This window comes from Cupriavidus sp. DB3 (assembly GCF_020418465.1).
GTDB lineage: Bacteria > Pseudomonadota > Gammaproteobacteria > Burkholderiales > Burkholderiaceae > Cupriavidus > Cupriavidus cauae.
In genome coordinates this window covers 187,418-201,491 of sequence record NZ_JAIZPL010000007.1, presented here as the reverse complement: position 1 = coordinate 201,491, position 14,074 = coordinate 187,418, and the positions used below count along the sequence as shown (strand labels likewise).

Sequence of the window (14,074 nt, the reverse complement as noted above, 5' to 3'; positions counted from 1 at the left end):
TGCTAGAAAGCCTCGTTGAGCTTTGCTTGCGATTCTGCGCAAATCTGCAAGAACCGTGCAAACGAATTAAAATCGCACGGTCATTCCATTTGGTCGTGAAGTCTGGGAAATCGAGGAAGTCGCATGCGGCGCCTATGCCCGTCGTTGACCGGGCTGCAGGCCTTCGAGGCCGCCGCCCGTCATCTCAGTTTTACGCTGGCCGCCCGCGAGCTCCATGTCACGCAGGGCGCGGTCAGCAAGCAGGTCCGCCAGCTCGAGTCGTCGCTGGGCGTGGATCTGTTCGAACGCGTCCGTCAGCGCCTGCTGCTGACCGATGCCGGCCGCCGCTATCTGGAGCGGATCCGGCCCAGCCTGCAGGAAATCGAGGCCGCTACCGTCGAGCTGGTGGCCAGCCAGGGCCGCGGCGGCACGCTGCATATCGCCAGCATGCCGACGCTGGGCGCCAAGTGGCTGATTCCGCGGCTGCCGCAGTTCTTCGAGCGCCATCCCGAGGTCACGCTGGAATTCGTGCCGCACGCGCAGGGCTATGACTTCTCGCAGCCGGACCTCGACGCGGCGATCCGCTTCGGCGATGGCGTCTGGCCTGGCAGCCTGGCCGACTACATGACCGGCCGCGAGGTGTTGCCGGTGTGCCGGCCGGGTTTGCTGGCCAACGAGCCCAACGGCGTCGCCGCGTCGCCCCAGGCGCTGCTGAACTATCCGCTGCTGCACCATACGACGGTGCCGGAGGCCTGGTCCGACTGGCTGGGCGAGCTGGGCGTGACCACGCGCGAGGCCTGGAGCGGTCCGCGCTTCGACCAGTTCTCGCTGCTGACCCAGGCGGCGCTGTCGGGGCTGGGCATCGCGCTGATCCCGCGCTGCCTGATCGAGCAGGAGCTGGCCAGCGGGGCGCTGGTGGTGGCGCACCCCGCGCGGGTGCTCAGCAAGAAGGGCTATTACCTGTGCTATCCGGAGCAGAAGCAGCACCTGCCGGCGCTGCAGACCTTCCGGCAGTGGCTGATGGAAGGGGTGGACGTGGTGGCGTGAGCGGGCGACGGCCGGCTTACTTCGACAGCACCTTCATCGCCTGCTCGAGCCCGGCGATGGTCACCGGATACATCCGCGCCTTCATGATCTGGTTGATCACCGAGATCGACTGGCGGTACTGCCACAGGCCTTCCGGCTCCGGATTGAGCCAGACGAAGCGCGGGAACTGGTCGATCAGCCGGTTCAGCCAGACCGCGCCCGCCTCGGGATTGTTGTACTCGACCGAACCGCCCGGCTGCAGGATCTCGTACGGGCTCATGGTCGCGTCGCCGACGAAGATCACCTTGTAGTCGGGCGTGTACTTGTGGATCAGGTCCCAGGTGGCGATCTTCTCCGCGTGGCGGCGGCGGTTGTTCTTCCACACGTAGTCGTAGACGCAGTTGTGGAAGTAGTAGTACTCCAGGTGCTTGAACTCGGTCTTGGCCGCCGAGAACAGTTCCTCGACGCGCTTGATGTGGTCGTCCATCGAGCCGCCGACATCCATCAGCATCAGCACCTTGACCTTGTTGTGCCGCTCCGGGCGCAGCCTGATGTCGAGCAGGCCCGCGTTGGCCGCGGTCGAATGGATGGTGTCGTCCAGGTCCAGCTCGGTGTCGGCGCCTTCGCGCGCGAACCGGCGCAGCCGCCGCAGCGCGACCTTGATGTTGCGCGTGCCCAGCTCGACCTGATCGTCGTAGTCGCGATAGGCGCGCGTCTCCCATACCTTGATCGCGGTGCGGTTGCCCTTGGACGGGCCGCCGATGCGGATGCCCTCGGGGTTGTAGCCGCCGTGGCCGAACGGCGAGGTGCCGCCGGTGCCGATCCACTTGTTGCCGCCCTCGTGCTTTTCCTTCTGCTCTTCGAGCAGCTGCTTCAGGCGCTCCATCAGCTTGTCGAGCCCGCCCATCGCTTCGATCCTGGCCTTCTCCTCCGGCGACAGTTCGCGCTCCAGCGTCTTCTGCAGCCAGTCGAGCGGGATGTCGGACTTCCAGTCGACCAGGTTCTCGACGCCCTTGAAGTAGGCCGCGAAGGTCTGGTCGAACTTGTCGAAGTGCTTCTCGTCCTTGACCAGCGTCATGCGCGACAGGTAGTAGAACTCGTCGATCGACGGCGCGATCACCTGGGCCTTCAGTGCCTCCAGCATGGTCAGGTATTCCTTGACGGATACCGGCAGCTTGGCGTGCCGCAGCGAGAAGAAGAAGTCGATCAGCATGGCGGGTCTCGGTGTCGCGGTGGGCTGGCGGTGCGTGCGTTGCGCTCTGTGCGCGCTGTGTGTCGTGTGCGTGCGGTCGGTGCGATCGTGCACGCGGCGCTCAGCGCGGCATCTCCAGGCGGTAATGCAGATGGCGCTTCACCGTCGGCCATTCGCTGGCGATGATCGAGAAGACCACGGTGTCGCGCAGCGAGCCGTCGGGCATCACCTGATGGTTGCGCAGCACGCCGTCCTGCTTGGCGCCGAGCCGGGCGATCGCGGCGCGGCTCTGGTGGTTCATCCAGTGCGTGCGGAATTCGACCGCGATGCAGCGCAGCTGCTCGAAGGCATGCGCGAGCAACAGCAGCTTGCACTCGGTGTTGACCGCCGTGCGCTGCACACTCTGCGCATACCAGGTGTGGCCGATCTCGAGCCGCCGGTGGGTCTCGTCGACATTGAACATCCGCGTCGAGCCGACCACCGGACCGACCACGCCGTCCTGCACGCGCCGCACCACGAAGGGCATCGCGCCGAGGCGGTCGCGCTGGTCCAGCGCGGTGTCGATCCACGCGCGCATGCCGTCGGGCGTCGGCACCGAGGTGTACCACAGCTTCCACAGCTCGCCATCGCTCGCGGCCGCGCGCAGTTCGGTTTCATGCGCGGCGTCGAGCGGCTCGAGCATGACGTGCCGGCCTTCCAGCACGATCGGCGCGATCAGACGGGTCATCGGGGTTCCTGGGGAGGGTTGGAGGTTCGAAGGTCGAGGTTCGCAGTTCGATGAAGGGCAGGGCGGCGTTCAGCGGTTGGCGCGGTTCATGAAGACCAGGCGCTCGAACAGATGCACGTCCTGCTCGTTCTTCAGCAGCGCGCCGTGCAGCGGCGGGATCGCGGCCTTCTTGTCCGGGCTGCGCAGCGCCTCGGGCGGAATGTCCTCGGCCATCAGCAGCTTGAGCCAGTCGATCAGCTCCGAGGTCGACGGCTTCTTCTTCAGGCCCGGCAGGTTGCGCATCTCGTAGAACGCCTCGAGCGCGGCCGATACCAGTTCGCGCTTGATGCCCGGATAGTGGACGTCGACGATGCGCTGCATGGTGTCGGCGTCGGGGAACTTGATGTAGTGGAAGAAGCAGCGGCGCAGGAAGGCGTCCGGCAGTTCCTTCTCGTTGTTCGACGTGATGATGACCAGCGGACGATGTCTGGCGCGGATCAGTTCGCGCGTCTCGTAGACGTAGAACTCCATCCGGTCGATTTCGCGCAGCAGGTCGTTGGGGAATTCGATGTCCGCCTTGTCGATCTCGTCGATCAGCAGCACCACCGGCTCGTCGGACTCGAACGCCTGCCACAGCACGCCCTTGACGATGTAGTTGCGGATGTCGTGCACGCGGTCGTCGCCGAGCTGCGAGTCTCGCAGGCGGGACACCGCATCGTATTCGTACAGGCCCTGCTGCGCCTTGGTGGTCGACTTGATATGCCATTGCAGCAGCGGCATGCCCAGCGCGGCGGCGACTTCCTCGGCCAGCATGGTCTTGCCGGTGCCAGGCTCGCCCTTGATCAGCAGCGGACGCTGCAGCGTGCGCGCGGCGTTGACGGCGAGCTTCAGGTCGTCGGTGGCCACGTAGTGGGCGCTGCCCTCGAAGCGGGCGGAGGGGGCGGCAGAGGCGCCAGCGGCGGCTTGGGCGGTATCGGTCATGTCGCGTTCTGAGGCTTCGTTCGGGTTGGAATGGGCCAGTATAAAAGAGCTTTCCCGTTCGCGTGCGGCCATGGCGCCGCTCTATGGACTGCCGCGTGCCGCGTGCGGTACAATGCGCCGGTTTGACGCGCCCCCACGTCCATCCTCCTTCCCCGGCCGCCCACGTCGCACCCTGGCGGCCCTGGTCGGGAAGCGGCGATCACGAAAGAATGGCCGGCATGACGGTCGATGCGCACGGCCCCGGCCGTGCATTCGGCGGGAGTTCCATGTCTGGCCGCTCGGGCAGGTCACGCAGGGTTCAATCCTTCCAATCCGACTACGACAATGAAAAAGCTCCTCACGATGGTGGTGCTGGGCGCCGCCGCGACGGCAGCGCAGGCCCAGGAAGTCAAGGGCAATGTGGAGGCAGCCCGGGACAAGGTGGCGATGTGTATCGGCTGCCACGGAATTCCGGGATATCGGGCTTCGTTTCCCGAGGTGTACGAAGTGCCGATGATCGGGGGCCAGAGCGCGAAGTACATCGCGAACGCGCTGCAGGAGTACAAGAAGGGCGGCCGCAAGCATCCGACCATGCGTGGCATCGCGGCGACGCTGAGCGACCAGGATATTGCCGACGTGGCTGCGTACTACGCGCAGCAGAAGCGCGATACCCGCGACAATCCGCAGAAGTGAGAGGACCCGACATGAAGACGCTCAAGACGCTCTCGTTCGCGCTCGGCGCACTCGTGCTGGGTGCCTCGGCGATGTCGGCCTCCGCCGCCGACATCGAAGCCGGCAAGGCCCTGGTGCAGAAGGGCAATTGCGCCGCCTGCCACGGCGCCGACATGAATTCCCCGATCGCGCCGGACTATCCGAAGCTGGCCGGCCAGCACGCCGGCTACCTGTATCACGCGCTGGTCGCCTACCAGGTCCACGGCAACCCGCAGGTCGGCCGCTCCAACGCGATCATGCAGGGCCAGGTCAACGCCAACCCCGGCGTGCTCGGCAAGGACGGCAAGCCCCGCCCCTTCACGCGGCAGGAGCTGAAGAACATCGCCGCCTATCTGGAATCGCTGCCGGGCGATCTGGTGTTGAAGAGGTAAGGCAGCCTACCGCCGTCAAAAAGCCGCTTCCTTCGAGGCGGCTTTTTTTATATCTTCGGCATGGACCGATCGAAGGCATGATGACCCCGCAATACGATGGTGCTCCCTCAACAGCGGGAGCCAATGTGCCAACCCTCAGCATATTTTTCGGGATCGTGATCACGATGTATTGGCGTGACCACGAACCGGCCCATTTCCATGCGCGCTATGGCGACGCCGAAGCGATCATCCGAATCGATACGCTTGAGGTTATCGCCGGGTCGCTCCCTCGGCGTGCGCTTGCACTGGTATTGGAATGGGCGTCGGCGCATCGAACCGAATTGGCCGAAGATTGGCGGCTTTGCAGAAATCACGAAATGCCAAAGCCCATTCCGCCCCTGGAGTAATGCAATGGTTGCGTGGCACGTCACCCGTCTGGCTGTCCTGCCAAATCATCGACTGGACGTTGAATTCGCCGATGGCACGCGCGGAATCGTGGATATGTCGCGCGATGATTTCCATGGCGTGTTTGCCCCGTTGGCTGATGAGGCCTATTTCGCCAGGGCCTCTATTGCGGATGGCGCGGTGGTATGGCCAAACGGGGTCGATATCGCCCCGGATGCGATGTACGAGGAAGTGACGGGGCGCCCGTTGATCCGATCGTAGGGGCCCGTCGGGTGAGTGGCGGCGCGGTGGCCGCCAACTCAGCGTTCATCAGTTCCCGCTGCCCTTCGCCAACCGCCGTGCCTTGACCGCGTTGGCCAGGATCTCCAGCACCCGCACCGAATCGTCCCAGCCGATGCAGGCGTCGGTGACCGACTGGCCGTAGGTCAGCGAGTCGATCGGCGCGCCCTGGACATGGTCCTGGCGGCCGGCGATCAGGTGCGATTCGACCATCACGCCGATGATGCGGTCGTCGCCCGCGGCGAGCTGGCGGCCGATGTCCTCGCAGACCGGGATCTGGTTCTCGTGCTTCTTGCTGCTGTTGGCGTGCGAGGCATCGATCATCAGCCGCGCCGCGAGCCCGGCCTTGGAAATCGCGTCGCAGGCCTGCTGCACGCTTTCGGCGTCGTAGTTCGGATTCTTGCCGCCGCGCAGGATGATGTGGCAGTCCTCGTTGCCCGAGGTCGACACGATCGCCGAATGGCCGCCCTTGGTGACCGACAGGAAGTGGTGCGGCTGCGACGCGGCCTTGATCGCATCGACCGCGATCTTGACGTTGCCGTCGGTGCCGTTCTTGAACCCCACCGGGCACGACAGCCCCGAGGCCAGCTCGCGATGCACCTGCGATTCGGTGGTGCGCGCGCCGATCGCGCCCCAGCTGACCAGGTCGGCGATGTACTGGGGCGAAATCATGTCGAGGTATTCGGTGCCCGCCGGCAGGCCCATCTCGCTGATATTGAGCAACAGCTCGCGCGCGGTGCGCAGGCCGTCGTTGATCTTGAAGCTGCCGTCCATGTGCGGATCGTTGATCAGCCCCTTCCAGCCGACCGTGGTGCGCGGCTTCTCGAAGTAGACCCGCATCACGACCTCGAGCTCGTTGCTGAAGCGATCGCGCTGCTCCTTCAGCAGCTTGGCGTATTCGAGCGCGGCGCGGGTGTCGTGGATCGAGCAGGGGCCGATGATGACGATCAGCCGGTCGTCCATGCCATGCAGGATGCGGTGCATCGCCTGGCGCGCGCCGTAGATGACGTCCGACGCCTTCTCCGACAGGGAGAACTCGCGGATCAGGTGCGCCGGCGGCAGCAGCTCCTTCAGTTCGCGAATACGAAGGTCGTCGGTGTTCTTCAACATGATGGCTCCAGGTCTTGTCAGGTCGTGAGAGTGGGGGGGTATTCGATGCTGCGGGGAAAGTCGGGCCAAAAAAAAGCCGCCAGGTCTGCTGGCGGCTTTTTTGCAATCTTGGGAGGCGCTTACGACTGATCCTCTCCTTCCGCCAGCGGTGCGAGATCGCTAAAAAAGTAAAAGTAAAACTTGGCGGACATGTGGGAGGAAAGCGCGGTATTCGGTCGGTCTTGCGATTGGTATTGCGTCTGTTTTCGTCGGTATCGCGTGTCGGCGAGGCGGCAAGCGCCGGCGACGAAGCCACTTTATAGCCCGTTTCGGCACGCTTGGCAAGCGCGCCGAAACGCCGGGGCAAGGCGGAAGAGGGCCGGCTGTGGCGCCGGCGCAGCAGCGGCGCCGACGCCCGCGGCCGTCAGGCGGTGCCGCCCACCGTCATGTTCTCGATGCGCAGGGTCGGCTGGCCGACGCCGACCGGCACGCTCTGGCCTTCCTTGCCGCAGACACCGACGCCCGAGTCCAGCCGCATGTCGTTGCCGATCATGGTGACGTCCTTCAGCGATTCGGGACCGTTGCCGACCAGCGTTGCGCCCTTGACCGGCGCGGTGATCTTGCCGTCCTCGATCAGGTAGGCCTCGCTGGCCGAGAACACGAACTTGCCGTTGGTGATGTCGACCTGGCCGCCGCCGAAGTTGACCGCGTACAGGCCGCGCTTGACGCTGGCGACGATCTCCTGCGGGTCGCGGTCGCCGTTCAGCATGTAGGTATTGGTCATGCGCGGCATCGGCAGCGCGGCGAAGCTCTCGCGGCGCGCGTTGCCGGTCACCGGCATCTTCATCAGCCGCGCGTTCAGCGTGTCCTGGATATAGCCGCGCAGGATGCCGTCCTCGATCAGCGTGGTGCACTGGGTCGGATTGCCTTCGTCGTCGAGGTTCAGCGAACCCCGGCGGCCTTCCAGCGTGCCGTCGTCGACCACGGTAACGCCCTTGGCCGCCACGCGCTCGCCCATGCGGCCGGCGAAGGCCGACGAGCCCTTGCGGTTGAAGTCGCCTTCCAGCCCGTGGCCGACCGCCTCGTGCAGCAGCACGCCGGGCCAGCCCGGCCCGAGCACGACGGTCATCGCGCCGGCCGGGGCGGGGCGCGCCTCCAGGTTGACCAGCGCCGACGACACCGCCTCGTCGACATAGGTGCGCAGCAGATCGTCGCTGAAGTAGCCGTAGTGATAACGGCCGCCGCCGCCCGAGGTGCCCATCTCGCGCCGGCCGTTCTGCTCGGCGATCACCGTGACGGACACGCGCACCAGCGGCCGCACGTCGGCGGCGATCACGCCGTCGCTGCGGGCGATCAGCACCACGTCGTATTCGCCGGCCAGGCCCGCCATCACCTGCACGATGCGCGGATCCTTGGCGCGCGCCATCTTCTCGACGCGCTCGAGCAGCGCGACCTTCTCGGCCGCCGGCATCGAATCGAGCGGATCGTTGGGTGCGTACAGGTCGCGGCCGCCCTGCGAGGCCAGCGAACCCGCCACCTTGGTGCGGCCGCTGCCGACCTTGCCGATGGTGCGGGTCGCGGCGCTGGCCTGCAGCAACGCCTCCAGGCTGATCTCGTCGGAGTAGGCGAAGGCGGTGCGGTCGCCCGACACGGCGCGCACGCCGACGCCCTGGTCGATATTGAAGCTGCCCGACTTGACGATGCCTTCCTCGAGGCTCCAGGCCTCGCTGCGGGTGTACTGGAAATACAGGTCGGCGTAGTCGACCTTGTGCGTGAAGATGTCGGCCAGCACGCGTTGCAGCCGGGCTTCGTCAAGCCCGTACGGGTTCAGCAGCAGCTGCTGTGCGGTGGCGAGATTGCGGATTCCGAGATCGCCGGCGTTCATGAATGTCCTCTGTTGGATTCGGTGTCGCGCTGCCCGGCATCGGGCCGGCAGCCGCAAGGGTGGGGCGCCGGCTGGTGCGGCGCCCGAATGTTCGGTACTACGGTTCGGTCAGGTACCACGGTTCGGTCGGGTCCTACGGGTGTCCATGCTACAGCACCCGGTGGCGCAGCGCAGGCAGGTTCTGCCGCACTTCGGCGATGCGCGCCGGGTCCAGCGTGCCGCTGACCACGCCCTCGCCCTCGGGCAGCATGGCCAGCACCTCGCCCCAGGGATCGACCAGCATCGAGTGACCCCAGGTGCGCCGGCCGTTCTCGTGCTTGCCGCCCTGGGCCGCCGCCAGCACATAGCACTGGTTCTCGATCGCGCGGGCGCGCAGCAGGATTTCCCAATGCGCCTGCCCGGTGGTGTAGGTGAAGGCGGCCGGCATCAGGATCAAGGCCAGGCCGTTCTCGCTGTCGGTGCTCGCCATCTGCCGATACAGCTCGGGAAAGCGCAGGTCGTAGCAGACCGACATCGCGACCCGGCCGCACGGCGCACCGAAGGTCACCGGCTCGCGGCCGGCCAGGATCGTGCGCGACTCGTCGTAGCGCTCCTCCCCGCGGGTGAAGCCGAACAGGTGGATCTTGTCGTAGCGCGCCACCCGTTCGCCCTGTGGGTCGAAGGCGAGCGAGCTGTTGCGGACGCGCTCGGCGTCCTCGCACCACAGCGGCAGCGTGCCGCCGACCAGCCAGATGCCGTGGCGCCTTGCTGCATCGGCCAGGAAGCGCTGGATCGGTCCGTCGCCGTCCTGCTCCCGCACCGCGACCTTGTCGCTCTCATGGCGGCCCATCAGGCAGAAATACTCGGGCAGCAGCACCAGCTCGGCGCCGCCGCGCGCGGCCTCGGCGATCAGCGCATCGGCGCGCGCCAGGTTGGCGTCGAGCGCGGTGCCGGTCACGGTCTGGATCGCGGCAACACGCATTGCACGCGTCGCGCTTGGCGTGGCGGAGGGGGAAGCGGCAGGGCTGGCTGGCGCGCTGGTGGGGCGGGTAGCGGGATCGGCGGCTGGCATGGCGTTTCCTCGATGCGCGTGGGCGCAATTACGGCATGTAGGACTGCTCGGGCTGGCGGCGATCGGGAGCGCGCCTGGACCCGTCCGCGTTATTGTCGCCGACCTTGGCGATCCGCGGCTCGGCCCAGCTTCCTGTCACCTTGTAGTGCTGCGTGAAGGCCTTGGAGAACTCGTCGGCGAACAGCAATTGCGCCGCCAGCGTGCCGATCCCGAGCGCCGGATTGATGAAGGCGGCGGCGACCGAAGCCGAGGTCGCGTTGATGCGCGGCACCAGCGCGACCTCCAGATCCTGCGTTTCCTGCGGAAGATTGGCGCTGCCGGTCATCGCCGCGCTGACCTGCGGGCTCTTCAGGCGGAAGTCGCTGGTGCTGGCGATGCCGTTCTCGATGGTGCCGGTCGCGCTGATCTCGTCGAACACCAGGCCCTCGCCGGCGATGCCGCGGAAGTCCAGCGTCACCAGCCGCATCACGCTCTGCAGGCTCAGCACGCCCAGCAGCTTGGCCGCCCCGGGCTCGACGCTGACGATCTGGCCATTCTCGAGCTTGAGCGCCACGCGGCCGTTCAGCGAGGGGTAGTCGATCGCCAGCGGCGAGCCGATCCAGCGGATGCGGCCCTCGAGCTTGCCCTTGCCGTCGCGCAGCGTATGCGGCATGCCGAGCCGGTCGAGTACATCGCCGGCATTGCGCACGTCGACGTTGAAGCTGAGCAGTGTGCGGCGCTGGCCGCCGGCCTTGCCGCTGTCGCGCACGCGACGCGGCACGCGCCAGCTGCCCTGGCCGGTGAAGGTCGCGCCGGGCTGTTCCAGCGTCAGCGATTCCAGCGTCCAGACCGGTTCGCCATTGTCGAGCGCGCTGTGTGCCTTGACCTGCAGCTTGCCGAAGTCGTGGCCACGCAGTTCGAAGCGCTCGGCCTGCAGGTCGATCGACGGCAGTTGCTCGATCTGGCCGGCCAGCGCGTCGGCGACCTTGCTGGTGTCCTGGCTGTCGGGGATGTTCAGCCGCGACAGCCGCAGCGTCAGCGCGCCGCCCGGGCTGGACGGCACCGCGCGCCACTGCATCTGGCCGGCGATCTGGCGCGAGTCGAGGCGGAACTGCCAGCCGGGATCGCCGGCCTGCGCGGTGCGCACGGCGTCCAGCGTCACGTCGTCGAGCTCGCGGCCGAAGGCGAGCAGCGTGCGCGAACGCGCGGTGATGCGCTCCGGCAGATACGAGGCCGTGGCCGGTTCGCGCGCGCCGCCGCCCTTGTCGTCGGCGGAGCCGCTGGCGGGTGCACCGGCGAGCGCCGTGCGCCAGCCGTCCAGATCGAAGCGCTCGACCGCCAGCGCGGCGCTGACCCCGGTGGCGGGCGTGGGCGCCGGCTGGCCGATGCCGATGCCGCCGTTGACGACCTCGACGCCGCCGGCGCCACGGCGCAGCAGATAGCGGGCGTTCAGCATCGCGCCGTATTGCAGTTCGAGTTCCTCGTGGCCCGCGCGTCCGGCCACCGGTCGTACCTCCAGGCGCAGTGGCGCCGGTTGCCCGGCCGGCTTGGTCAGCGGCGCCGGCAGGTCGACCGCCATGCCGGCGAGGTCCGCGGTGAACGAGATCACCGGCTGGCGTTCGCGCACGCCGATCACCGCCTGGTAGCTGGCATTGCCGTCGAAGCGGCGCGCCAGCGGCGTCAGCCCGGCACCGGACAGCGCCTCGGCGATGCCGCGCGAGTTGGCGCTGCCGGCCGCGGTCACGCGCACCGTGCCGTCGGACTGCGTGCCGCCGCTGGCGCGCACCTCGCCGCCGAGCAGGCGCGCGCGCACCGCATCGAGCTGGAAACCGTGCTCGTTGAAGGCCACCGTGCCGGTGGCGCCGCCCAGCATCGGCAGGCCCGGCGCCAGCACCACGTCGTTGCCGGTCAGGCGGTACTGGCCCTCGACCTTGCTGCGGGTGGCATCGGCCAGCGGCAGGTCCAGCTTGAGCCGCAATTCGCCATTGCCCTGGCCGCGCGCGTCGCCGGTGACGTTGCCGGTCCACTCGCGCACCGGGCTGCTGGCGATATAGCGCAGGAAACCCTGCATCGGGCCGCTGGCGCTGCCGTCCAGCGTCAGCCGTCCGCGGTGGTCCAGCTCGTCGATGCGGCCCTTGACGTCGCGCAGCGCCACGCCGGCCAGGCCCTGCACCGAGGCGCGCTCGACGTTCAGCGCCATCGCGCCGCGCTCGAACCGGAGGCTGCCATCGATCTCGGTGAACAGCGGCCACAGCGGCTTGCCGTCCGGACCGTGCGGGTCGATCTGGTAGGACGCCTGCCGCAGCGGCACGTCCACGTGGAAGTCGCCATGCCGGGCGGCGTCACCATGGAAAGGGAAGTGGGCCAGATCGCCCTTGACCTGGAAACGGACCGCCTCGGACTCGCCGCCCGCCAGCGCGCCGGCCAGATAGTGGCGCGTACTGGCGGGAATGTGCAGCGGCAGGTAGCGCGGCACGCGTGCGATCTGCGCGCGGCCGAGCTCGCCGTCCAGTTCCGCAATGCCGGCGTGGCCGTCGCCGCCTTCGCGCCAGCTGCCGCGCACGGTGCCGGCCGTGTCGGCGTTGGCGAAGCGGATGCCGTCGGTGCGCACCACCAGCTTGCCGCCCTCGCGGCGCCACTCGAATGCGCCGGCCAGTTCGTCGAAGGGCAGTCGCGGGTCTTCGAAGACGCCGGGGAAGGTCAGCGTGGCCTGGGTGCCCTCGAAGCGCGCGCTGCCGCCCTGCTGGTCGAAGGAAAAATTGCCGGACAGGCCGCTGAAGCCGGGAATGCCCAGGTTCGCATGGCCGTCCTTGTCGAACGCCGGTTCGGCCGGCTGCTCGCGCACCGACACGTTGCGCAGCGTGCCGTGGATGCGATAGCGGGCGGGACCGCCTTGCCGCTGCAGCAGGCCGCCGCGCTCGCGGGTCCAGTCGACGTCGAGATTGTCGAGCCGGCCGGACGGCCGCAGCGCGCGCACCTGGCGGGCCAGCGCGGTATCGAGCGGCATCGCGGTCGACAGCGCGCGCAGCGCGTCGAGGTCGAGCGTCGGCGCCTTCAGCGCCAGCCGCCGCAGCGCGCCGTTGTCGTCGCGCGCCCAGCGCAGCGTGACGCGGCGCATGCCTTCGCGCCAGGCGCCGCCGGTGGCCTGGGCCTGCGCGCCGGCGGGCTCCCACAGCAGCGTGTCGACGGTCAGCTGGTTGTCGGCGCCTTCGCGCCGATGCAGCAGCAGCGCCTGCGACTGGTTCAGCCGCAAGGGCTCGGCCGCGCCGGCCAGGCGCAGATCGACCGCGTTGGCGCGCAGCCGGGCCTGGCTGCGCAGCATCTCGCCATTGGCGAACTCGATGGTGCCGTCGCTGCTCAGCACGCCGCTGTCGACCCGCTCGAACAGGCTCAGGTAGCGCTGCACCGCGGGCAGCTGCAACTGGCCGATATCCCAGCTGGCCTGGCCGCGCCAGTTGCGCCAGTCGCCCTGCGCATGCAGATAGGTATGGCGGAAGGTGCCGGTGACCACCAGCGGGCGCGCGGCCAGCGCGGCCGAGCGCGCTTCCAGCCGCAGGTCGTGGCGGGCGCCGCTGCGGGTCGAACGCAGCAGGATGTCGCCGACCTCCAGCACCGGCAGGCCGCGCTGCTCGTCGAGCCAGCGGACCTTGCCGCCGGTCAGCGTGACCGAGCCCTGCGCCAGCAGCCAGTCGAGAAAGCGATGATCGTCGCCGCCGCTGCGGTCCTGCGTGCGCATCGGCATGCCCGCCACCTCCAGCCGGCCCTGCGCCGAGCGGTGCACCAGCACGTCGGCGTGGTTGGCGTCGAAGCGGGCGAAGCGCAACTCGAGCGTGCTCAGCGACTGCCAGGACAGCGCGCCCTGCAGCGTCTCGGCCGACAGCAGCACGCGCTGCTGGTCGTCGACCAGACGCACGCCGCGCGCATGGAAGGCCGGATGCCAGCCATCCCAGGTGGTTTCCAGCGCGGCGATGGTCAGGTGGGCCGACAGCGCCTCCGAGCCGCGTTGCTCCAGCCAGGCGCGTGCGCCCGCGGCCTGGGGCCACAGCACGAAACGCATCAGCAGGAACAGCACCGCGGCCACGGCCGCCAGCGTGACACCGATGCGCAGCAGCCAGCGCGCGATCCAGCCCCAGCAGCGGTGGCGCACCGCTGCCGCGACGGCGCGGCCGATGGCGCGCGGCGAGGCCTTCAGGGAGCGAAACAACTGGCCGGCCCGGCGGCGCCAGGCCGAGGTCGAAAACGACTTGCCGGAGGGAGGGGAGGTCGAGGAAGCGGTACCGGAACCGGAACCCTGGGCCGCCGCGGCACCGGCGGGGGAGCCCGCGGACCCTGGGGTTGCTGCCGCGCCGCTGGACGGGGTGGGGCGTTCGGCGGGTGGGGTGGCGCGGCTGGACATGCGCAGATTATCCGACAATACTAGCCGCTCTCCAATTCGAAGCCA

The 14,074-nt window shown here is 68.2% G+C and carries 12 protein-coding genes; 5 read left to right on the top strand and 7 right to left on the bottom strand.

The genetic code is table 11. The features are described 5' to 3' along the window. Window positions 1-123 precede the first annotated feature (123 nt). Window positions 124-1,026, top strand: coding sequence for a transcriptional regulator GcvA (gene gcvA / locus K7G19_RS21875; protein WP_064573152.1), 903 nt, complete (start codon window positions 124-126; stop codon window positions 1,024-1,026). Between the two features lie 16 nt (window positions 1,027-1,042). Here gcvA and K7G19_RS21870 read toward each other — a convergent pair whose 3' ends face one another. The 3 genes from K7G19_RS21870 to K7G19_RS21860 form a co-directional block, all read right to left on the bottom strand. Continuing rightward, complete coding sequence (locus tag K7G19_RS21870) at window positions 1,043-2,218, bottom strand: VWA domain-containing protein (RefSeq protein ID WP_226109127.1); 1,176 nt, start codon at window positions 2,216-2,218, stop codon at window positions 1,043-1,045. Window positions 2,219-2,318: 100 nt separating this feature from the next. Next, the gene (locus tag K7G19_RS21865; RefSeq protein WP_149319340.1) at window positions 2,319-2,924 is read right to left on the bottom strand and encodes a GNAT family N-acetyltransferase; all 606 of its coding nucleotides are present in this window, start codon (window positions 2,922-2,924) and stop codon (window positions 2,319-2,321) included. Between the two features lie 69 nt (window positions 2,925-2,993). Beyond that, window positions 2,994-3,884: a MoxR family ATPase gene (locus tag K7G19_RS21860; RefSeq protein WP_149319339.1), complete on the bottom strand. Its 891-nt coding sequence runs from the start codon at window positions 3,882-3,884 to the stop codon at window positions 2,994-2,996. 324 nt (window positions 3,885-4,208) lie between these two features. Here K7G19_RS21860 and K7G19_RS21855 point away from each other — a divergent pair, with 324 nt between their 5' ends. The 4 genes from K7G19_RS21855 (at window position 4,209) to K7G19_RS21840 (ending at window position 5,611) form a co-directional block, all read left to right on the top strand. Next, window positions 4,209-4,556: a cytochrome c gene (locus K7G19_RS21855; protein WP_006578948.1), complete on the top strand. Its 348-nt coding sequence runs from the start codon at window positions 4,209-4,211 to the stop codon at window positions 4,554-4,556. Between the two features lie 11 nt (window positions 4,557-4,567). Continuing rightward, on the top strand, window positions 4,568-4,966 hold the full coding sequence (locus K7G19_RS21850) for a c-type cytochrome (RefSeq protein ID WP_149319338.1): 399 nt from the start codon (window positions 4,568-4,570) through the stop codon (window positions 4,964-4,966). Window positions 4,967-5,043: 77 nt separating this feature from the next. Further along, the gene (locus K7G19_RS21845; protein WP_226109126.1) at window positions 5,044-5,352 is read left to right on the top strand and encodes a DUF4160 domain-containing protein; all 309 of its coding nucleotides are present in this window, start codon (window positions 5,044-5,046) and stop codon (window positions 5,350-5,352) included. Window positions 5,353-5,356: 4 nt separating this feature from the next. Next, window positions 5,357-5,611 carry a DUF2442 domain-containing protein gene (locus K7G19_RS21840; RefSeq protein ID WP_149319337.1) on the top strand — a complete coding sequence of 85 codons (255 nt, stop codon included), beginning with the start codon at window positions 5,357-5,359 and terminating at the stop codon, window positions 5,609-5,611. 48 nt (window positions 5,612-5,659) lie between these two features. Here the strand turns inward: K7G19_RS21840 and aroG are convergent, their stop codons facing one another. The 4 genes from aroG to K7G19_RS21820 form a co-directional block, all read right to left on the bottom strand. Then, window positions 5,660-6,739 carry a 3-deoxy-7-phosphoheptulonate synthase AroG gene (gene aroG / locus K7G19_RS21835; RefSeq protein WP_174105859.1) on the bottom strand — a complete coding sequence of 360 codons (1,080 nt, stop codon included), beginning with the start codon at window positions 6,737-6,739 and terminating at the stop codon, window positions 5,660-5,662. 403 nt (window positions 6,740-7,142) lie between these two features. Beyond that, window positions 7,143-8,603 (bottom strand): metalloprotease TldD, encoded by a 1,461-nt coding sequence (gene tldD / locus K7G19_RS21830; protein WP_226109125.1) that lies wholly within the window; start codon window positions 8,601-8,603, stop codon window positions 7,143-7,145. Window positions 8,604-8,751: 148 nt separating this feature from the next. After that, window positions 8,752-9,564 carry a carbon-nitrogen hydrolase family protein gene (locus K7G19_RS21825; protein ID WP_226109205.1) on the bottom strand — a complete coding sequence of 271 codons (813 nt, stop codon included), beginning with the start codon at window positions 9,562-9,564 and terminating at the stop codon, window positions 8,752-8,754. Between the two features lie 118 nt (window positions 9,565-9,682). Further along, entirely contained in the window at window positions 9,683-14,029 is a 4,347-nt protein-coding gene (locus K7G19_RS21820; RefSeq protein ID WP_226109124.1) for a YhdP family protein, read from the bottom strand. Window positions 14,030-14,074: the final 45 nt, after the last annotated feature.